We start from the raw sequence: 19,279 nt of genomic DNA on the forward strand, positions 1-19,279 counted from the left end.
GTCGCGCTGCCCCCTAATTTTGTGCCACTCAGAGGTCAAGCATGAAAAAAACGCCATTACTCCGCTCTCTTGTACTGTCGCTGGCAATGCTGGTCAGTCTCCCCACGTTCGCTGCTGTGAAAAAAGAGTTCAACGTCTGCTGGACCATCTACGCCGGGTGGATGCCCTGGGGCACCATCAGCAGTAGCAAAATCATCGATAAATGGGCCAGCAAATACGGCATCAAAATCAATGTCGTGCAGCTCAACGACTATATCGAATCCATCAACCAGTATACCGCAGGGCAGTTTGACGGCTGCACCATGACCAATATGGATGCGCTGACCATACCGGCCGCGGGCGGGGTGGACACCACAGCGCTGATCCTCGGTAGCTACTCGGAAGGCAACGACGGAGTAGTGATGAAAGGTAAGGGCAAAACCCTGAAAGATCTGAAAGGGATGAAGGTCTACCTGCCTGAGCTCTCCGTGTCCCACTATCTGCTGGTGCGCGGTCTGGAAAAAGCCGGGCTGGCGGAGAAAGACGTCACCGTGGTGAATACCTCGGACGCAGATATTGTCTCTGCGTTCGGGACCGCCAGCGTTCAGGCTGCAGTGGCGTGGAACCCGCAACTCTCCGTCATCAAAGGCACGCCAAACACCACCGAAGTGTTCAGCTCCTCGCAGGTACCGGGTGAGCTTATCGACATGATGGTGGTCAACACCGGGACCCTGAAAGACAACCCGGCGCTGGGCAAAGCACTCACTGGCGCATGGTACGAGATGATGGGGCTGATGAAAGCGCAGGATGCCAGCGCCCTGAATGCGATGGCCGCCGCCTCCGGGACCGATCTCGCCGGGTATCAGGCGCAGCTCAAAACCACCCATCTGTTCTATACCCCGCAGGACAACATGGCGTTTGTCACGTCACCGGAGCTGGCGAAAACCATGCAGCGCGTGGCGTCGTTCTCCTTCGACAAAGGGCTGCTGGGCGAGGGCGCGCAGAGCGCCGATTTTATCGGTATGCGCTTCCCGGGCAATGTCACGGTGGGCGATGCCAGCAACGTGAAACTGCGCTTTGACGACAGCTTCGTGAAAATGGCCGCTGACGGCACGCTGTGATAACGGACGGAGTCTCCATGCGACACATTAATCGCCATCCCACTCCCGGCATGCGGCTGATGCTCGTGATGCTGCCTTTTGTCCTGCTGCTGGCCGCCTACTTTTTTGGCTCGGCGGTCAGGCTGGAGGCCAACCCGCAGGACAAGCTGCTGCCCGGCCTGCAGCAAATGCTGGACGCGCTATCCCGGATGGCGTTGACCCCGGATAAACGCAGCGGTGAATACCTGTTCTGGGTCGATACCCTGGTGAGCCTCGCGCGTCTGCTGGCGGGGCTGGCGATCGCCTCGCTGATCGGCCTGTGCATTGGCGTTACCTCGGGCGTGTTCCCGCTGTGGCGTGCGTCGCTCTCGCCGCTGATGACGGTGCTGTCGATGATCCCGCCGCTGGCGATCCTCCCGGTGCTGTTTATCGTTTTCGGGCTGGATGAGCTGTCGAAGGTGATGCTGATTGTCATCGGCATCACCCCGATGCTGGCGCGCGATCTGGAGCACCGCGCCTGTGAAATCCCACCGGAGATCCTCATCAAAGCCCAGACGCTGGGTGCCAGTAGCTGGACGCTGGTGCTGCGCGTGGTGCTTCCGCAGCTGCTCTCCAGGCTGCTGACCTCGCTGCGCCTGCTGCTCGGATCGGCATGGCTGTTTCTTATCTCGGCGGAGGCCATCTCCTCTACCGCCGGGCTGGGATACCGCATTTTCCTCGTACGGCGCTACATGGCGATGGATGTGATTATCCCGTACGTCCTGTGGATCACCCTGCTGGCGTGGCTGATGGATCTCGCTCTGCGTCAGCTGCATAAAACCTGTTTTCCCTGGGCGGAAGGAGGGAAGGCATGAGCTTTATCACCATCAACAATATCTGGCAGGAGTACGGCGACCATGTGGTGCTGGAACGCCTGAACCTGCAGGTGAAAGAGGGCGAGTTCTGCTCGATGGTGGGGGCGTCCGGCTGCGGAAAATCCACCTTCCTGCGCCTGCTGCTTGGTCAGGAAGCACCCAGCCGGGGCGAGATCACCCTCGATGGCAAACCGCTGCGCGCCGAGCCGGACAGCAGCCGCGGGGTGGTGTTTCAGCGCTACTCCGTTTTCCCGCACCTCAGCGTGCTGGATAACGTCGCCATCGGTCTTGAACTGCCGCAATCGCCGCTGTTCGGGCGGCTGTTTGGGGCAAAAAAGCGCGCCGTGCGTGAACGGTCGGCGGAGATGCTGGAAAAAGTCGGCCTCGGGCACGCGCTGGATAAATATCCCGCCCAGCTCTCCGGCGGCATGCAGCAGCGCCTGGCCATTGCTCAGGCATTCATCATGCAGCCGCGCGTGCTGCTGCTCGATGAGCCGTTTGGCGCGCTGGATCCGGGGATTAGAAAAGACATGCACGCCCTGTTGCTGCAGCTGTGGGGCGAAACCCGCATGACCGTCTTTATGGTCACCCACGATCTGTCTGAAGGCTTCAACCTCGGCACCCGGCTGCTGGTGTTCGACAAAGTGCGCCTCGACCCGCAGGCACCGAATGCCTACGGCGCGCGCATCACCTACGACATTCCGCTCAACGAGACGCGGCTCTCCGCCCTGAGCGGAACCACGCCCGACAACGTTTATGCCTTAAGGGGGTAACAGTGAATACCATGACGATTTTACGTGAAGAGACCCTTCCCGGCGGGGGACACCTCTCGTTTGTCCTCAAGCGCGGGCAGATCCTGCGCATGACAGATACGGAAGGCGGAGCCAACGTCAGCCTGCTGATGCTCAACCCGCACGAGAAAAGCGAGCGGCTGAACCTGCCTGACACGCTGAAAGGCCAGCACACCGCGCGCCTGACCGCCGGACACTGCTTTTACTCCGACATGGGCCGCGTGCTGGCGGGCATTACCGCCGACACCTGCGGCTGGCACGATCCGTTTGGCGGCGTGCTGAATGCCGCCGAAGTGGCGGAAAAATACGGTCAGGGGCGTTATCAGGAGCTGCGCAACGGTTTCTACCGTAACGGTACGGACAACCTGCTGGTGGAGATGGGCAAGTGGGATCTCAACCTGGAAGATCTGCTGATGGTGGTCAATTTCTTCAGCAAGGTCACCGTGGAGGACAACGGCCAGTTCCGCTTCCACAGCGGACATTCGCAGCCGGGCAGCTACGTTGAGCTGTTCGCGCCGATGGACACGCTGATTGTCATGACCGCGCTACCGCACCCGATGGATCCCTCCCGGGAGTACGCCCCGCGCCCGGTACAGCTGAGCTGGCGGCAGGCGGAGGATGAAGAGGGGGCGATTAACGCCCTCCTGACGCGCCCGGAAAACGAACGCGCCATCACTAACACTCAACTTTTCGCCCTGTAAGGAGCCGTGTATGACCGTTGCCAGCGAAAAACATCCCCAGCACGCCAGCTTCCGCTACGTTATCCCGGCGGGGGAACCGTATCTGTTTGAAGTGAAAAAAGGCCAGACGCTCCGCCTGCTCGACCTGGAGGGCAACCAGGCGGTGGACACCCTGTTTTACAATGCGGACAACCCGCGTGAGCGCTACGACGCACAGCGCACCCTGCGCCGCCAGAACAACGCTTATCTCACCCACGGCAGCGTGCTGTACTCCAACCTCGGTAACCCGCTGCTGACCATCGTGGCCGATACCTGCGGGCGTCACGATACCCTCGGCGGTGCCTGCGCGCAGGAGAGCAACACTGTGCGTTATGCTCTCGATAAACGCCATATGCACAGCTGCCGGGATAACTTCCTCTGCGCCTGCCTGCACGATGGCCGCCTGCAAAAGCGCGATATCGCCGCCAACATTAACTTCTTCATGAACGTGCCGGTGACTCCGCAGGGCGGGCTGACCTTTGAGGACGGGATCTCCGCGCCGGGGAAATATGTCGAGCTGCGCGCCGAGCGCAACGTCATCGTGCTGATCTCCAACTGTCCGCAGCTTAACAACCCGTGCAACGGCTGGAACCCGACGCCGGCGGAGGTGCTGGTATGGAACTGACGCCCACCCGCTGGCAGCGCCTGCGCCAGGCCATTTATCGCCTGTTTGAAGTCCGCGCCGGACGCATTCTGCCGTAACCGCTTTTTCCCCATGGACGACCATGGGTGAGCCGATTTTCGGCGGGACGACCCGCCACGATTGAGTCTGACCTATGTTGACGACACTCCTGATTGCAAACCGCGGGGCGATTGCCTGCCGCATTCTGCGCACCCTGCGCGCCATGAACATCCGCGGCGTGGCAGTCTATTCCGAAGCCGATCTCAGCAGCCTGCATATCCGGGAAGCGGATGAGGCGTTGAGCCTGGGCGAGGGCCCGGCGGCGAACACCTATCTGGTGAGCGAAAAGATCATCGCGGCCGCCAGAGCCAGCGGTGCGCAGGCCATTCATCCTGGCTACGGTTTTCTGTCGGAAAACGCCGCATTTGCCGAAGCCTGCGAAGCCGCAGGCATTGCGTTTGTCGGCCCCACGCCGGAACAACTGCGCCTGTTTGGCCTGAAACATACCGCCCGCGCGCTGGCGAAAGCGCACGGCGTGCCGATGCTCGAAGGCACCGGACTGCTGGCTAACGTCGATGAGGCCGTTCACGCTGCGGCGGAAGTGGGCTACCCGGTAATGCTGAAAAGCACCGCGGGCGGCGGCGGGATCGGCATGCGCGTTTGTTACCACCCGGAAGAGCTGCGCGATGCCTTCGATGCCGTGGTGCGCCTGGGCAAGAATAACTTTAGCGACGCGGGTGTGTTTATCGAGAAATACATTGAGCGGGCGCGTCACCTGGAAGTTCAGCTGTTTGGTGACGGCAAAGGCGAGGTGATTGCCCTCGGCGTGCGCGACTGCTCGGTACAGCGGCGTAACCAGAAGGTGCTGGAAGAGACGCCCGCGCCCAACCTGCCGGACGGCATGGAGACCGCGCTGTGCGAGGCGGCGATTAAACTCGGCCAGGCGGTCAACTACCGCAGCGCGGGTACCGTGGAGTTTGTCTACGACAGCGACGCGGCCCGCTTTTATTTCCTTGAAGTGAACACCCGTCTGCAGGTAGAGCACGGCGTCACCGAGCAGGTGTGGGGTGTTGATCTGGTTCGCTGGATGATTGACCTGGCGGCCAGAACGCTGCCGCCGCTGGCGGAGCTGCGCGCCAGCCTGCAACCGCAGGGACACGCCATTCAGGCGCGGGTCTACGCCGAAGATCCGGGCCGTCAGTTCCAGCCGTCGCCGGGGCTGCTCACCGACGTGGTGTTCCCGGAAAACGACCGTCGCACATTGCGCATCGACAGCTGGGTGGAAGCCGGCTGCGACGTGCCGCCGTTTTTTGATCCGATGCTGGCCAAAATCATCGCCTGGCAGCCCACACGCGAGGCGGCGATCCGCGTCCTGCACACCGCGCTGGGCGAGACGCGTCTCTACGGCGTGGAAACCAACCGCAGCTATTTGCAGCAGATTTTAACTTTCCCGCCGTTCGCCCGTGGCGAGCCGTGGACCCGCTGTTTAGAGACGCTGGAGTATCAGGCTTTCACGCTGGAGGTGCTCAGCGCCGGGACGCAAACCACGGTGCAGGATTATCCGGGGCGGACGGGCTACTGGGCCGTCGGGGTGCCACCCTCCGGGCCGATGGACAGCCTGGCGCTGCGTCTCGGCAACCGCCTGCTGGGCAATGAGGAGGGGGCCGCCGCGCTGGAGATCACCCTCAGCGGCCCGACGCTTAAATTCAACTGCGACGCGCAGCTGGCGGTGACCGGCGCAACCATTGCGCTGACGCTGGACGGCGAGCCGCTGGCAAACAACCGCGTTTTCCGCGTCCGCGCGGGAAGCACGCTGCGTATGGGCGATATTCAGGGTGACGGTGTGCGCAGCTATCTCTGCCTGCGCGGCGGGTTTGAGGTACCGGACTATCTGGGCAGCAAAAGCACCTTTACCCTCGGCCAGTTTGGCGGTCACGCCGGACGTGCGCTGCGCACGGGTGACGTGCTGCATCTGTCCCCATTGACCGAACCTGTCGCGGACGGCGAGCTGCCGCAGACCCTGCACACCAGCCTGGATGCGGTGCGCGAGTTGCGGGTGATTTACGGTCCGCATGGCGCGCCGGAGTATTTTACGCCGGGCTATATGGCGACCTTTTTTGCCACCGAGTGGGAGGTTCATTTTAACTCCAGCCGCACGGGCGTGCGCCTGATTGGCCCGAAACCGGAATGGGTACGCGACAGCGGCGGCGAAGCGGGGCTGCACCCGTCGAACATTCACGACAACCCGTACGCCATTGGCGCGGTGGATTTCACCGGCGATATGCCGGTGATCCTCGGCCCCGACGGCCCAAGCCTGGGGGGATTTGTCTGCCCGGTCACCGTCATCGAGGCGGATCTCCACGCGGTTGGCCAGCTGAAAGCGGGCGATAAGGTGCGCTTTATGCCGGTGGACGTTTCCACCGCCCGACGGCTGGCGCAGGGGCAGGCAGCGCAAATCGCCAGCCTGACGCCGCAGGTCATGCCGTGGCAACCTGTCGGGCTGAGCTCGCCGGTGGTGCTGGAGGTGGGGGAGGACGATAAACGGCTGGTGGCGAGGTTATCCGGCGATACCCATCTGCTGCTGGAGATTGGCGACCCCGAACTGGATCTGGTGTTGCGTTTTCGCGCCCACGCGCTGATGCAGGCGCTGGAAACCCGCGCCCTGACGGGGATTATCGACCTCACGCCGGGGATCCGCTCCCTGCAGGTTCACTATCAGCCGGAAACGCTGAGTCTGGAAGCGCTGCTGGAGACGGTGGCCGGGCTGTGGCAGGACGTATGCGGGCAGGCGTCGCTGGACGTGCCGTCGCGCGTGGTCTGGCTGCCGCTCTCCTGGGACGATCCGGCGTGCCAGAAGGCCATCGATAAATACATGACCACCGTGCGCCGGGATGCGCCATGGTGTCCGAGCAACCTGGAGTTTATCCGTCGTATCAACGATCTGGCGAATATCGACGAGGTCTATAAAACGGTGTTCGACGCCCGCTATCTGGTGATGGGGCTGGGGGATGTCTACCTGGGTGCGCCGGTCGCGACACCGCTCGATCCGCGTCATCGTCTGGTGACCACCAAATACAACCCGGCTCGCACCTGGACGGCGGAAAACTCGGTGGGCATTGGTGGGGCCTACCTCTGCGTCTATGGCATGGAGGGGCCGGGCGGGTATCAGTTTGTCGGACGGACGCTGCAGATGTGGAATCGCTATCACGCCGTGGAGGACTTTGACGGTAAGCCGTGGCTGCTGCGCTTCTTCGACCAGATCCGCTTTTATCCGGTCTCGGCGGAAGAGTTGCTCACCATCCGCCGGGATTTTCCGCTGGGACGTTATCCGCTGCGCATCGAACACACCACGCTGAAGCTGGCGGAGTATCAGCAATTCCTGGCCGACGAGGCGCCGGAAATTGAGGCGTTCCGCGCGCATCAGCAGGCCGCGTTTGACGCCGAGCGTGAGCGCTGGGCCGCCAACGGTCAGGCCCATTTTGACAGCAGCGAGGTGCTGGTAACAAATGGCGAAGACGCGCCGCTGGCACCCGGACAGGCCGGGATTGACAGCCCGGTGTCGGGCAACCTGTGGCAGGTAAACGTTGAAGTCGGCAACACCGTGCGCGAAGGCGATGTGCTGGTGGTGCTGGAGTCCATGAAGATGGAGATCCCCCTGGTCGCAACCCAGGACGGGGTGGTCAGCCAGGTGCGCGTACAGCCGGGTTCATCGGTGCGCGCGGGTCAGTGTGTGGTGGTCCTGGAGAAAACAGCATGAAGCACCTTTTTGATTTACGCCTTGATGTTCTGACGCAGGCATACCGTTCCGGTCAGCTTAATCCGCGCGCGGTGCTTCTCGCCCTGCGCGAGCGCGCGCTGGCGCTGAACCCGGAATTTAACGCCTTTATTTATCTTCTCACGCCCGACGAGCTGGAGCCGTATCTGGCCGCGCTGGACGGCGTGGATCCGGCATCGTTGCCGCTCTATGGCGTGCCGTTTGCCATGAAGGACAATATCGATCTGGCGGGTATCGAGACCACCGCCGCCTGTCCGGCCTTTGCGTACCGGGCAGAGCAGGATGCGACAATAGTGTCGCAGCTGATTGCGCTGGGGGCGATACCGCTGGGGAAAACCAATCTCGATCAGTTCGCGACCGGCTTAAACGGCACGCGCTCACCGTATGGGGCGTGTCGCAACAGCGTTCATCCGGAGTATCCGTCCGGTGGCTCAAGCGCGGGCTCGTCGCTGGCTGTGGCGCTGGGGCTGGCGAGCTTTGCCCTGGGCACCGATACCGCCGGGAGCGGGCGCGTACCGGCCTCTCTCAATAATCTGGTCGGGCTGAAGGCGACAAAAGGGCTGATCTCGACAGCGGGCGTGGTGCCCGCCTGCCGCACGCTGGACTGCGTAACGTTCTTCACCAGCACGGCAGCGGAGGCCAGCCAGCTGCTGGCGCTGACGGCGACGAAAGACGCGCGCGATGACTACAGCCGTACTAACCCGTCCTGGAACGGAGCGCAGGCATTTGGCGTACCGGCAGCCGGTTTTCGCTTTGGCGTGCCAGACACGCTGGCGTTTCTCGGCTGCGCAGAGAGCGAGGCGCTGTATCACACCGCAAAGGAGAGGCTGATCGCCCTGGGCGGCGAGCCGGTGACCATCGACTTTTCGCCGTTCCTGGCGGCAGCAAAACTGCTCTATGACGGCCCGTGGGTGGCCGAGCGCTACCACGTGGCGGGCGCGTTGATTGAGCAAAAGCCGGACGCGGTGCTGCCGGTGATCCGCAATGTTCTGCAAAAAGCACCTGCCATGAGTGCGGTAGCGGCGTTTGAAGCGCAGTACCAGCTTCAGCGCTATAAAAGCGAGTGCGATGCCATACTGGCAGGGCTTGAGTGCGTGTTAACCCCCACGTATCCGCGCCCGGTGAGTCTGGCCGAGCTGGCGGAGGAACCGGTCAAACGCAACTCTGAGCTTGGGCTTTACACCAACTTTATGAACCTGCTTGATTACGCTGCCGTGGCGGTTCCGGCAGGGTTTATGGCCAACGGCTTGCCTTCCGGCATAACGCTGTTTGGCCGCGCGTTTACTGACCAGTATCTGCTCAGTCTGGCCGATGCGTTACAACGTCACCAAAAGTTAACTCTGCCCGGCGGGCGCGAGATGCAAGGGGATGCACCTGTTTCGACCGCCACCGATGACCGCCTGCACCTGGTGGTGTGCGGGGCGCATCTGGACGGGCTGGCGCTGAATCATCAGCTGCGCCAGCGCGGGGCGACGTATGTAGAAGCCACCATCAGCGCCCCGCATTATCGGCTCTTTGCCCTGGCAGACGGCAAGCGACCGGGCATGGTGCGGGCGACGGAACAGGGGGCAGCGATAGCCGTCGAAGTTTGGGCACTTCCGCACGGCGAAGTGGGATCGTTTCTGGCCGGGATCCCCGCACCGCTGGGGCTGGGAAAAGTCGAACTCCAGGACGGGCGCTGGCTGACCGGGTTTATCTGCGAGGAGGCTGGATTAGAGGGGGCACAGGAGATAACGCGATTCGGTGGCTGGCGAGCCTGGCTTGCTCAGCATCCGTGAGCAAGCCAGCGCGGTTAACGGTAGAGCGGTTTTTCCGCGACCGGGATCAGTAAGGTAGATTGCCAGTCCGCAAGCGTCAGCTGCGCGAGTTTCCCCAGCGCGGTATAGAACGGGTGCCCGGCGTTTTCAACAAACACGGAGAGAAAGCGGGTGCTCCACGGCAGCAGGTGCCATGCCAGAAGCTGGTCGCGTTCCGTCTCGCGTCCGTTCTCAGTGAGCCACGCGGCCAGCAGCAGCAGCGTACCGAAATGATCTTCCGGTTCGTTCTGCTGCATCTCAAAGGCAATCTGGTTTTCCCGCATCCACTGGCGCAGTGCGAGGGTTGAATCCCCAAACAGCACGGATTCACGATCCAGCCATACGGAACCCCACGGCGGTGCGGGCAGCGCATAGGGGCCAATAAACAGCCGTTGCCAGGCGTCGGTGACGGGCTCATCGGCAGGTACCGTAAAGGTGTCGGCGATGGGCTGCAGCACCGCCTGCGGCAGCGGCCAGTCCGCAACCCACTCGCCAGCGGTCAGGGCGTTGACCAGCGGCGCAACGTGCTCGCTGTCGGGTGAATAATAAAACAATGCGCCCAGTACCCGGGCGCTGAACGCGAACGCTTCACGCTGTGAGACATCTTTCATTACAACCTTCCTTGCTCGCGCGGGCGAACCCGCGCGCCTGTGTTAACCGGCAATTGCCATACCTACCGTCATGTGCAGACCATAGAACAGACCACGGCCGATCAGTTCCCCCACGACAACCAGCACCAGCCCTGCAAAGAGCGCGAGGGCTTTCGGCTCCTGGCGCCGGATGAGCGGGCACAGCCAGCAGCCTAATCCGGCGGCGACCAGTATGATACGGCCAACTTGCCATGCGCCGTAGTCCGGCAGCAGGGCGCTGGTCTGTTGTACGGAGCTGTGTAGCGTCGCCAGTTCGTTACTTTGCAGCACAATCACCGCCACGCTCAGCAGCAGCGCCAGTACGCTCACCGATGCGGCAAACGAGCCTTTGAACGCGGTGCCAGCGGTGCGAAGCAGCAGGGTGGCAAACAGCGGGCCGCCCAGCACCATCGTCAGGAAAAAGGCCAGCGTGGTGTAGCCGGTGTACCAGGTCGGAACCGTATCGATCTGATACACGCGAGTCATGGCCCAGACAAACCCAATCCCCAGGATCTGGCTCACCACCATCCATACTTTACCCAACGCGGGCGGCATTTTACCGATAACCGACACCAGCCACCAGAAGCCACCGACGGCAAAGAAGACCGAGCCTGCCGCGATCTCGTTGCTGAGCGCCGACGCGCCAACACGGTTCAGGGAGTTAAACGCCCTCAGCGGGGAGCCCAGGTGCATCACCGATGCGATAAAGCCAACGCCCATGACCAGCCATAAAAAGAACATGCTGCGCACGATGCGGGTTCGGACCGCCTCGTCACTCTCCCTCATCCATGCCAGACCGCTGACGAGCAACGCCCCGGCCACGCACTGCCCAAAAACGGTGAAGATCACCAGCGGCCATTCATGCCATCCACTTCCCATCTCACACCTCCTTCGGGTTTGCCAGATAGCCGGTGGTATCTCCCGTCGGGCGGCTGTTGGCGTTAGGTTTAATCACAATGCTCGGCTTCGTGAAGTGCGCGGACGGCAGCGGCGCGACGGCCGCAAGCTGGCCGTGTTTTTTACGCAACTCGTCAATCGGACCGAAGTCCAGCGCGCGCAGCGGACAGGACTCCACGCAAATCGGCTTTTTGCCGTCGGCGACGCGGTCGTGGCAGCCGTCGCACTTGGTCATGTGGCCTTTGGCGGCGTTGTACTGCGGCGCACCGTACGGACAGGCCATATGGCAGTAGCGACAGCCGATGCAGACATCTTCATCCACCACCACAAACCCGTCGTCGCGCTTGTGCATCGCCCCGCTCGGGCACACTTTGGTGCAGGCCGGATCTTCACAGTGGTTACAGGCAATCGACAGGTAATAGGCAAAGACGTTCTGATGCCAGACGCCGTTATCCTCCTGCCAGTCGCCGCCCGCGTATTCGTAGATCCGGCGGAAGCTGACGTCCGGGGTCAGGTCTTTGTAATCCTTGCAGGCCAGCTCGCAGGTTTTGCACCCGGTACAACGGCTGGAATCAATAAAAAATCCATACTGGGTTGTCATCGGTTACTCCTTACGCCTTCTCGATCTGCACCAGATTGGTGTGCTGCGGGTTGCCTTTCGCCAGCGGTGACGGGCGATGGGTGGTCAACGTGTTGATGCATGAACCGTGGTCGATCCGATCACCGTTCATGTTGGCGTCGTGCCAGGCCCCCTGGCCCATCGCGCTGACGCCGGGCATGATACGCGGGGTGACTTTCGCGGCAATGCGCACTTCGCCGCGGTCGTTAAACACGCGCACCATATCGCCGTTTTGAATACCGCGTTGTGCCGCATCAACCGGATTGAGCCACACCTCCTGACGACAGGCGGCTTTAAGCACATCCACGTTGCCGTAGCTGGAGTGGGTGCGCGCCTTGAAGTGGAAGCCAAACAGCTGCAGCGGGTAGGTTTTACGTTCCGGGGCATCCCAGCCGTCAAACGTTGAGGCGTACACCGGCAGCGGGCTGATGGTTTCATCTTTTTCCAGCTCCCAGGTGGCGGCAATCTCTGCCAGCTTGCTGGAGTAAATTTCAATCTTGCCTGACGGGGTTTTGAGCGGATGGGCATCCGGATCATCGCGGAATTTTTTATACGCCACGAAGTGTCCATTGGGATCTTTGCGCTTATAAATGCCCATTTTTTTCAGTTCGTCATAGGATGGAAGCTGCGGATCTTTCGCCAGCATTTTGGCGTACAGATACTGCAGCCACTGCGCCTGTGTCCGGCCTTCGGTGAATTTCTGATGGATATCCGGCCCGAGGCGTTTCGCCACTTCGCTCATGATCCAGTAGATGGGCTTCCGCTCAAACTTCGGCGCGGTGACGGGCTGGAGGAAAATCAGATAGCCCATGTTGCCCGCATAATCGTTCGGAATGATGTCTTCCTGCTCGACGGTCATGAGGTCCGGCAGCAGGATGTCGGCGTATTTGGCCGAAGAGGTCATGAAGTTGTCGATCACCACGATGGTTTCGCACTGGCTTTCGTCCTGCAGAATATCGTGGGTTTTGTTGATGTCGGAGTGCTGGTTGATGATGGTGTTACCGGCATAGTTCCAGATGAACTTGATCGGCACATCCAGCTTATCCTTGCCGCGCACGCCGTCGCGCAGGGCGGTCATTTCCGGGCCGCGGGCGATGGCATCCGTCCAGCTAAAGCAGGAGATCTGCGTTTTTACCGGGTTTTCCGGCAGCGGCATCCGTTCGATGGTGATGGTATAGGTCGATTCGCGCGCGCCGCTGTTACCGCCGTTGATACCCACGTTGCCGGTTAAGATCGGCAGCATGGCGATGGCACGTGACGTCAGTTCACCGTTGGCCTGGCGCTGTGGCCCCCAGCCCTGGCAGATATAGGCGGGTTTTGTCGAGCCAATCTCGCGCGCCAGCTTGATGATGCGATCCGCCGGAATACCGGTGATGCGCGAGGCCCACTCAGGGGTTTTCGCCGTGTTGTCGTCACCCTGGCCGAGAATATACGCTTTGTAGTGCCCGTTAGCAGGCGCGCCTTCCGGCAACGTTTTTTCGTCATAGCCCACGCAGTATTTATCAAGGAACGGCTGGTCGACCAGGTTCTCGTTGATTAATACCCATGCAATTCCGGCTACCAGCGCGGCATCGGTACCCGGACGAATCGGGATCCATTCATCTTCACGTCCGGCAGCGGTGTCGGTATAACGCGGGTCGATGACGATCATCCGGGCATTAGAGCGTTCGCGCGCCTGTTCGAGATAGTAAGTGATCCCGCCGCCGCTCATACGCGTTTCCGCCGGATTATTGCCGAACATCACCACCAGTTTGCTGTTTTCAATGTCGGAGGTGCTGTTGCCATCGTTGCTGCCGTAGGTGTATGGCATCGCGCAGGAGATTTGCGCGGTACTGTAGGTGCCATAGTGGCTCAGGAAGCCGCCGTAACAGTTCATCAGGCGCGCCACCAGCGAGGCGTAAGGGGAAGAGCGGGTGATATTGCCGCCGACAATGCCGGAGGAGTAGTTAATGTACACCGCTTCGTTGCCGTATTTTTCGACCACGTTTTTCAGGCTGCGGGTCAGGGTATCCAGCGCTTCATCCCAGGTGATGCGCTCAAATTTACCTTCACCGCGTTTGCCCACGCGCTTCATCGGGTAGTTAAGGTGGTCAGGGTGATTAATGCGACGGCGGATGGAGCGTCCGCGAAGACAGGCGCGCACCTGATGATTGCCGTAGATATCCTCCCCGGTATTATCCGTTTCCACCCAGTAAACTTCATCGTCACGGACATGCAGACGCAGCGCGCAGCGACTGCCGCAGTTGACCGAGCAGGCTCCCCAGACCACTTTATCTTCAGCAGGCTGTACGGCGTTTTGCACCGCAGCAGCGGCGCTTTTCAATCCAAACGGCAACGAGATGCCACCGGCGGCAAGCGCCAGAGAACCCATCGCGGCGGATTTAACGAGCGTTCGACGGCTTATACCGTCGTGATGTTCGACATCGGACATGACTCACCCCATCATTTTATTTGCGTATTATTTTCGCCCGTGATTACAACCGGGCTAATGATGGGGTGAGTGTTACTTATTTGGAGGTATTAAATATTAATCCTCATCAATTGAAGGGGGATTGGCGTCAGGAAAGGGGATAAAAATCACTGCGGTTCGCCTTGCGGACTCTCCTGGGTGCCAGACGCAGCCCCGCTGCCTGTGCGGGTGTACAAAATTTTGAAGGTGTCATTGGCACAATGCCCAACGACCTGCGCATCCGGCTGATCGGCCTGATCGTTGGGTACGATGTTCAGCGTAAAGCCAGATTCCGGTACGCCGTTGTTGATGATTTTCTGTTGAATGTCGCTTTTTACACGTTCGCAGGAATCCGGTGCCGCCAGCGCGGCGGTAGAGGCACTCATTAACAGCAGGGCGGTAATCCAGGGTAACCGTTTCATCTGTAGCTCCTTTTCTCTGTGTGTAGATTAATTTTAGCAGGGTTCGTGTAAACAACTGTATTTGCTAATATGATTGGGAATAATCTCCCTGAATCGGTAAATGATGTGAAGAAATACGCAGCGATAACGCTACTGGCCGCGACACTGGTGGGGTGCGACAACAATTCCGCGCCGCTGTCGTTCACGCCTGAGATGGCGAGTTTTTCGAATGAGTTTGATTTTGACCCGCTGCGCGGCCCGGTCAAAGACTTTACCCAGACGCTGTTTAACGACAAGGGCGAGGTCTCCAAACGGGTGACCGGGACGATGTCGACAGAAGGGTGCTTTGATACGCTTGAGCTACACGATCTTGAAGCGAATACCGGCGTCGCGCTGGTGCTGGATGCCAACTACTACATCGATGCAGAAACCCAGCAGCGAAAAGTGAAACTGCAGGGCAAATGCCAGCTGGCCGAGCTACCGTCTGCCGGTGTGACGTGGGATACCGACGACAACGGGTTTGTTGTGGCGGCGCACGGTAAAGAGATGGAAGTGAAGTATCGCTATGACGCGGATGGCTACCCGCTCGGCAAAACCACCGTTTCCGGGGATCAGCACTTATCCGTACAGTCGACACCCTCGAAGGATCTGCGCAAAAGAATGGATTACTCGGCCGTGAGTTTACTGAATGACAAGCCGCTGGGGAACGTGAAGCAGAGCTGCGATTACGACCGGCACAATAACCCGGTGAGCTGCGACCTGACGATCACCGACGACAGCGTGAAACCCGCGGTTGAGCGCAAGTACAGCATAAAAAACACCATTGAATACTACTGAGAGTAAAGCCGCGCAGGTTACTGCGCGGTAGGTTTCAGCAGGCTGGCTCCAGACGGTTTGTGTCCGGCCAGATGCTGGTGCTGGAAAATGCACATGCGAATGGTGTTGCGGTATTCCCCGTTGATAAAGAACTCGTGGATCAGCTCGCCTTCCACCATAAAGCCCAGCTTACGGTAGATATGGATCGCTTTTTCGTTCTCTTTATCGACGATGAGATAGAGCTTGTACAGATTCAGCACGTTGAATCCGTAGTCCATCGCCAGCTTCGCCGCCCGTGAGGCCAGGCCTTTACCCTGATGCTCCGGGGAGATAATGATCTGGAATTCAGCCCGGCGATGCACGTGGTTGATCTCCACCAGTTCAACCAGCCCGGCCTTTTCGCCTTCACACTCCACCACAAAACGCCGTTCACTCTGATCGTGAATGTGTTTATCGTACAGATCGGACAGCTCGACAAACGCCTCGTACGGCTCTTCAAACCAGTAGCGCATCACGCTGGCGTTGTTGTCGAGCTGGTGGACGAAGCGCAAATCTTCACGCTCCAGCGGCCGCAGTTTAACCTCAAGACCCGGCATTACGGTGCTACCGTACGACCCGTGCGACGATCCAGGCAACGCAGGGTGTTCGGCTCCCAGTAGGCATTAACGTTTGCGCTTTGCTGACACTTATCACGTGCGTCAAAGGCGACATCTTCTTTGTCCCACTCTTTCTCAGCACGCTTGTTCACCTTCTGACGAAGGCTGCGGGTGTCATTCCATTGTTCTTTGTCCATCGCGGCGTTCTGGCGGCTCTGCGCGCTATCGCCAGACTCAATAATGAGTTTGCTGGTTTCGGCGGTAGCCGTTGCAGCGAAGGCGAGCGTTGACAGCGCCAGTGCGGCGGTCAGACAAAGGCGTTTGCTTAATGTACTCATAGCGTTTCCTTTTTGAATCGGTGCAGATAATCACGTTACCCTGTTCAGATTCTACACCAAACAGAAATGACGGCATACCCGCGGCGCAGGTATGGAAAAGTAAACGGTATCATCAGGTATGATGGTTAAATAAATCCTCACCCGAAATGAAATATGATCAAAACAACGCTGCTATTTTTTGCCACCGCGCTCTGTGAAATTATCGGCTGCTTCCTTCCCTGGCTCTGGCTTAAGAAAGGGGCAACTGTACTCCTGCTGATCCCGGCGGGCGTTGCGCTGGCGCTGTTTGTCTGGCTGTTAACGCTTCATCCGGCGGCCAGCGGCCGCGTCTATGCCGCCTACGGTGGGGTTTATGTCTGTACCGCGTTGCTGTGGTTACGCGTGGTCGATGGGGTAAAACTCAGCGCCTACGACTGGGCCGGGGCCCTGATTGCCCTGTGCGGCATGCTGATCATCGTTGCTGGCTGGGGGCGCGCCTGAGCGCCCTGATTTTGTGATCGTCCGCGGATATTTTGATCGTTATACTTGTATGGTAGTAGCTCAGTTGCGTAAATTTCCCCCATCACAACATGCGATGGAAGGAAAGGAATTATGAAGATTGTCGGGGCTGAAGTATTTGTCACCTGCCCGGGGCGTAACTTTGTCACCCTTAAAATTACGACCGATGAAGGCATCGTCGGTCTTGGCGATGCCACGCTGAACGGACGCGAACTCTCCGTCGCTTCTTACCTGAAAGACCACCTCTGCCCGCAGCTGATTGGCCGCGATGCGCACCGCATCGAGGATATCTGGCAGTTCTTCTATAGAGGCGCCTACTGGCGTCGCGGCCCGGTCACCATGTCGGCAATCTCCGCCGTGGATATGGCGTTGTGGGATATCAAAGCCAAAGCCGCAAACATGCCGCTTTACCAGCTGCTGGGCGGTGCCTCCCGCGAAGGCGTGATGGTCTATTGCCACACCACCGGGCACACCATTGACGACGTGCTGGAAGATTACGCCCGTCATAAAGAGATGGGCTTCAAGGCGATCCGCGTCCAGTGCGGCGTGCCGGGAATGAAAACCACCTACGGCATGTCGAAGGGGAAAGGGCTGGCCTATGAGCCTGCCACCAAAGGGGACTGGCCGGAAGAGCAGCTGTGGTCCACCGAGAAATACCTCGACTTCACGCCGAAGCTGTTCGACGCGGTGCGCAGTCAATTTGGCTTCAACGAACATCTGCTGCATGACATGCACCACCGCCTGACGCCGATTGAAGCGGCGCGTTTCGGTAAGAGCATCGAAGAATTCCGCATGTTCTGGATGGAAGATCCTACGCCTGCTGAAAACCAGGCGTGCTTCCGCCTGATCCGCCAGCACACCGTCACGCCGATTGCCGTGGGTGAAGTCTTTAACAGCATCTGGGATTGCAAGCAGCTGATTGAAGAGCAGCTTATCGACTACATTCGCGCCACCATTACCCATGCAGGCGGGATCACCGGCATGCGTCGTATTGCAGACTTTGCCTCGCTCTACCAGGTGCGGACCGGGTCACACGGCCCGTCCGACCTGTCGCCGATTTGCCATGCTGCCGCGCTGCACTTCGACCTGTGGGTGCCAAATTTCGGCGTGCAGGAATATATGGGCTATTCCGAACAGATGCTTGAAGTCTTCCCGCACAACTGGCGCTTCGACAACGGCTATATGCACCCGGGCGACAAGCCGGGTCTGGGGATTGAGTTCGACGAAAAGCTGGCCGCGAAATACCCGTACGATCCGGCCTACCTGCCTGTGGCTCGTCTGGAAGACGGCACGCTGTGGAACTGGTAAACGAGGAGCGAACGATGAAAAGCGTAGTGATCCAACAGCCCAACCAGCTGGTGATTGAAGAGCGTCCACTCCCGCAACCGGGGGCAGGGGAAGTGCGCGTCACCATTAAACTTGCCGGGATCTGCGGCTCCGACAGCCATATCTACCGCGGGCATAACCCCTTCGCGAAATATCCGCGCGTTATCGGGCACGAATTTTTTGGTGTGATTGACGCCACGGGCGAGGGCGTTGACCCCGGACGCCTGGGGCAGCGGGTTTCCGTTGATCCGGTGATCAGCTGTGGGCACTGCTATCCGTGCTCGGTGGGTAAACCGAACGTGTGTACCTCCCTGGTCGTGCTCGGCGTGCATCGCGACGGCGGCTTTGCGGAATACGCCGTGGTACCGGCGAAAAATGCATGGCCCATCCCGGACGCCATTCCCGATAAACACGCCGTGATGGTCGAGCCCTTTACCATTGCTGCCAACGTCACCGGGCAGGCAAAACCGACGGAACAGGATATCGCTCTGGTGTACGGCGCAGGCCCGATGGGGCTGGTTACCGTGCAGGCGCTGAAAGGCGTCTACAACGTCAGGCAGGTGATTGTCGTCGACCGCATTGATGAACGGCTGGCGATGGCGCAACGCAGCGGCGCGGACTGGGTCCTGAACAACGGTAATCTCGATTTACACAAGGCGCTGGAAGAAAAAGGCATCAAACCGACGTTAATTATTGATGCTGCCTGTCATCCGTCGATTTTGCAGGAAGCGATAGCTCTGGCTTCCCCGGCGGCACGTATCGTGCTGATGGGCTTTTCCAGCGATCCGAGCCAGATTGTTCAGCAGGGGATCACCGGCAAAGAGCTGTCGATATTCTCCTCGCGCCTGAATGCCAACAAATTCCCGGTTGTGATCGACTGGCTGGAAAAGGGGCTGATCGACCCCGAAAAACTGATTACCCACACCTTTGACTACCACCACGTGACAGACGCCATCGAACTGTTTGAGAAAGACCAGCGGCAGTGCTGCAAAGTCTTGCTCACCTTCGACCAATAATAATTTACGCGGTTAAGAGCCTGCGCAGACAGGCTCTGAGTGGTACGCATCTTACCTT

The 19,279-nt window shown here is 59.7% G+C and carries 18 protein-coding genes; 11 read left to right on the forward strand and 7 right to left on the reverse strand.

Annotated elements, in window-relative coordinates:
- Positions 1 to 41 precede the first annotated feature (41 nt).
- The 7 genes from ACTJJI_RS06370 to atzF all read left to right on the forward strand — a co-directional run bounded on the left by ACTJJI_RS06370 (position 42) and on the right by atzF (position 9,618).
- Positions 42 to 1,100 carry a putative urea ABC transporter substrate-binding protein gene (locus ACTJJI_RS06370; RefSeq protein ID WP_368278832.1) on the forward strand — a complete coding sequence of 353 codons (1,059 nt, stop codon included), beginning with the start codon at positions 42 to 44 and terminating at the stop codon, positions 1,098 to 1,100.
- A gap of 17 nt (positions 1,101 to 1,117) precedes the next feature.
- Positions 1,118 to 1,933, forward strand: a complete 816-nt coding sequence (locus ACTJJI_RS06375) for an ABC transporter permease (RefSeq protein ID WP_020688223.1) — start codon at positions 1,118 to 1,120, stop codon at positions 1,931 to 1,933.
- Positions 1,930 to 2,706 (forward strand): ABC transporter ATP-binding protein, encoded by a 777-nt coding sequence (locus tag ACTJJI_RS06380; RefSeq protein ID WP_014831721.1) that lies wholly within the window; start codon positions 1,930 to 1,932, stop codon positions 2,704 to 2,706. Before ACTJJI_RS06375 ends, ACTJJI_RS06380 begins: the two co-directional genes overlap by 4 nt.
- Before the next feature lie 11 nt (positions 2,707 to 2,717).
- Complete coding sequence (locus ACTJJI_RS06385; protein WP_182381893.1) at positions 2,718 to 3,425, forward strand: urea amidolyase associated protein UAAP1; 708 nt, start codon at positions 2,718 to 2,720, stop codon at positions 3,423 to 3,425.
- Between the two features lie 10 nt (positions 3,426 to 3,435).
- Positions 3,436 to 4,068, forward strand: coding sequence for an urea amidolyase associated protein UAAP2 (locus ACTJJI_RS06390; protein ID WP_125366021.1), 633 nt, complete (start codon positions 3,436 to 3,438; stop codon positions 4,066 to 4,068).
- 151 nt (positions 4,069 to 4,219) lie between these two features.
- Positions 4,220 to 7,822 (forward strand): urea carboxylase, encoded by a 3,603-nt coding sequence (uca, locus tag ACTJJI_RS06395; protein ID WP_440653477.1) that lies wholly within the window; start codon positions 4,220 to 4,222, stop codon positions 7,820 to 7,822.
- The gene (gene atzF, locus ACTJJI_RS06400) at positions 7,819 to 9,618 is read left to right on the forward strand and encodes an allophanate hydrolase (protein WP_440653479.1); all 1,800 of its coding nucleotides are present in this window, start codon (positions 7,819 to 7,821) and stop codon (positions 9,616 to 9,618) included. Before uca ends, atzF begins: the two co-directional genes overlap by 4 nt.
- A gap of 14 nt (positions 9,619 to 9,632) precedes the next feature.
- Here atzF and dmsD read toward each other — a convergent pair whose 3' ends face one another.
- From dmsD to ACTJJI_RS06425, 5 genes are all read right to left on the reverse strand, one after another.
- The gene (dmsD, locus tag ACTJJI_RS06405; protein WP_046887963.1) at positions 9,633 to 10,247 is read right to left on the reverse strand and encodes a Tat proofreading chaperone DmsD; all 615 of its coding nucleotides are present in this window, start codon (positions 10,245 to 10,247) and stop codon (positions 9,633 to 9,635) included.
- 42 nt (positions 10,248 to 10,289) lie between these two features.
- Positions 10,290 to 11,144, reverse strand: coding sequence for a dimethyl sulfoxide reductase anchor subunit family protein (locus ACTJJI_RS06410; protein ID WP_440653481.1), 855 nt, complete (start codon positions 11,142 to 11,144; stop codon positions 10,290 to 10,292).
- A 1-nt stretch (position 11,145) separates the two neighbouring features.
- The gene (gene dmsB / locus ACTJJI_RS06415; protein WP_046888148.1) at positions 11,146 to 11,763 is read right to left on the reverse strand and encodes a dimethylsulfoxide reductase iron-sulfur subunit DmsB; all 618 of its coding nucleotides are present in this window, start codon (positions 11,761 to 11,763) and stop codon (positions 11,146 to 11,148) included.
- 10 nt (positions 11,764 to 11,773) lie between these two features.
- A complete protein-coding gene (ynfE, locus tag ACTJJI_RS06420; RefSeq protein WP_440653483.1) occupies positions 11,774 to 14,212 on the reverse strand; it encodes a selenate/tellurate reductase subunit YnfE in 2,439 nt (812 codons plus the stop codon).
- Positions 14,213 to 14,358: 146 nt separating this feature from the next.
- The gene (locus tag ACTJJI_RS06425; protein WP_014831729.1) at positions 14,359 to 14,652 is read right to left on the reverse strand and encodes a DUF1161 domain-containing protein; all 294 of its coding nucleotides are present in this window, start codon (positions 14,650 to 14,652) and stop codon (positions 14,359 to 14,361) included.
- A gap of 105 nt (positions 14,653 to 14,757) precedes the next feature.
- On the opposite strand from ACTJJI_RS06425, the gene ACTJJI_RS06430 reads away from it, so the two are divergent.
- The gene (locus ACTJJI_RS06430; protein ID WP_014831730.1) at positions 14,758 to 15,468 is read left to right on the forward strand and encodes a YnfC family lipoprotein; all 711 of its coding nucleotides are present in this window, start codon (positions 14,758 to 14,760) and stop codon (positions 15,466 to 15,468) included.
- 17 nt (positions 15,469 to 15,485) lie between these two features.
- Here the strand turns inward: ACTJJI_RS06430 and speG are convergent, their stop codons facing one another.
- Both speG and ACTJJI_RS06440 read right to left on the reverse strand, forming a co-directional pair.
- Positions 15,486 to 16,043, reverse strand: coding sequence for a spermidine N1-acetyltransferase (gene speG, locus ACTJJI_RS06435; RefSeq protein ID WP_013096794.1), 558 nt, complete (start codon positions 16,041 to 16,043; stop codon positions 15,486 to 15,488).
- Positions 16,043 to 16,381: a DUF1283 family protein gene (locus ACTJJI_RS06440; protein ID WP_013096793.1), complete on the reverse strand. Its 339-nt coding sequence runs from the start codon at positions 16,379 to 16,381 to the stop codon at positions 16,043 to 16,045. The genes speG and ACTJJI_RS06440 overlap by 1 nt, the downstream gene beginning before the upstream one ends.
- A gap of 153 nt (positions 16,382 to 16,534) precedes the next feature.
- Between ACTJJI_RS06440 and ACTJJI_RS06445 the strand changes: the two genes are divergently transcribed.
- From ACTJJI_RS06445 to ACTJJI_RS06455, 3 genes are all read left to right on the forward strand, one after another.
- Positions 16,535 to 16,861 (forward strand): YnfA family protein, encoded by a 327-nt coding sequence (locus ACTJJI_RS06445; RefSeq protein WP_014831731.1) that lies wholly within the window; start codon positions 16,535 to 16,537, stop codon positions 16,859 to 16,861.
- A gap of 111 nt (positions 16,862 to 16,972) precedes the next feature.
- The gene (gene manD / locus ACTJJI_RS06450) at positions 16,973 to 18,187 is read left to right on the forward strand and encodes a D-mannonate dehydratase ManD (RefSeq protein ID WP_440653487.1); all 1,215 of its coding nucleotides are present in this window, start codon (positions 16,973 to 16,975) and stop codon (positions 18,185 to 18,187) included.
- A gap of 14 nt (positions 18,188 to 18,201) precedes the next feature.
- Positions 18,202 to 19,221: a Zn-dependent oxidoreductase gene (locus ACTJJI_RS06455; protein ID WP_063424607.1), complete on the forward strand. Its 1,020-nt coding sequence runs from the start codon at positions 18,202 to 18,204 to the stop codon at positions 19,219 to 19,221.
- Positions 19,222 to 19,279 lie beyond the last annotated feature (58 nt).

Source organism: Enterobacter sp. 22466 (assembly GCF_052044775.1).
Taxonomy (GTDB): Bacteria; Pseudomonadota; Gammaproteobacteria; order Enterobacterales; family Enterobacteriaceae; genus Enterobacter; species Enterobacter dissolvens.

What these genes read in the sequence shown, in the direction of transcription:
- ACTJJI_RS06370 (WP_368278832.1), top strand. Translation starts at nt 42, where the DNA reads ATGAAAAAAACGCCATTACTCCGCTCTCTTGTACTGTCGCTGGCAATG.
- ACTJJI_RS06375 (WP_020688223.1), top strand. Translation starts at nt 1,118, where the DNA reads ATGCGACACATTAATCGCCATCCCACTCCCGGCATGCGGCTGATGCTC.
- ACTJJI_RS06380 (WP_014831721.1), top strand. Translation starts at nt 1,930, where the DNA reads ATGAGCTTTATCACCATCAACAATATCTGGCAGGAGTACGGCGACCAT.
- ACTJJI_RS06385 (WP_182381893.1), top strand. Translation starts at nt 2,718, where the DNA reads ATGACGATTTTACGTGAAGAGACCCTTCCCGGCGGGGGACACCTCTCG.
- ACTJJI_RS06390 (WP_125366021.1), top strand. Translation starts at nt 3,436, where the DNA reads ATGACCGTTGCCAGCGAAAAACATCCCCAGCACGCCAGCTTCCGCTAC.
- uca (WP_440653477.1), top strand. Translation starts at nt 4,220, where the DNA reads ATGTTGACGACACTCCTGATTGCAAACCGCGGGGCGATTGCCTGCCGC.
- atzF (WP_440653479.1), top strand. Translation starts at nt 7,819, where the DNA reads ATGAAGCACCTTTTTGATTTACGCCTTGATGTTCTGACGCAGGCATAC.
- dmsD (WP_046887963.1), bottom strand. Translation starts at nt 10,247, where the DNA reads ATGAAAGATGTCTCACAGCGTGAAGCGTTCGCGTTCAGCGCCCGGGTA.
- ACTJJI_RS06410 (WP_440653481.1), bottom strand. Translation starts at nt 11,144, where the DNA reads ATGGGAAGTGGATGGCATGAATGGCCGCTGGTGATCTTCACCGTTTTT.
- dmsB (WP_046888148.1), bottom strand. Translation starts at nt 11,763, where the DNA reads ATGACAACCCAGTATGGATTTTTTATTGATTCCAGCCGTTGTACCGGG.
- ynfE (WP_440653483.1), bottom strand. Translation starts at nt 14,212, where the DNA reads ATGTCCGATGTCGAACATCACGACGGTATAAGCCGTCGAACGCTCGTT.
- ACTJJI_RS06425 (WP_014831729.1), bottom strand. Translation starts at nt 14,652, where the DNA reads ATGAAACGGTTACCCTGGATTACCGCCCTGCTGTTAATGAGTGCCTCT.
- speG (WP_013096794.1), bottom strand. Translation starts at nt 16,043, where the DNA reads ATGCCGGGTCTTGAGGTTAAACTGCGGCCGCTGGAGCGTGAAGATTTG.
- ACTJJI_RS06440 (WP_013096793.1), bottom strand. Translation starts at nt 16,381, where the DNA reads ATGAGTACATTAAGCAAACGCCTTTGTCTGACCGCCGCACTGGCGCTG.
- ACTJJI_RS06445 (WP_014831731.1), top strand. Translation starts at nt 16,535, where the DNA reads ATGATCAAAACAACGCTGCTATTTTTTGCCACCGCGCTCTGTGAAATT.
- manD (WP_440653487.1), top strand. Translation starts at nt 16,973, where the DNA reads ATGAAGATTGTCGGGGCTGAAGTATTTGTCACCTGCCCGGGGCGTAAC.
- ACTJJI_RS06455 (WP_063424607.1), top strand. Translation starts at nt 18,202, where the DNA reads ATGAAAAGCGTAGTGATCCAACAGCCCAACCAGCTGGTGATTGAAGAG.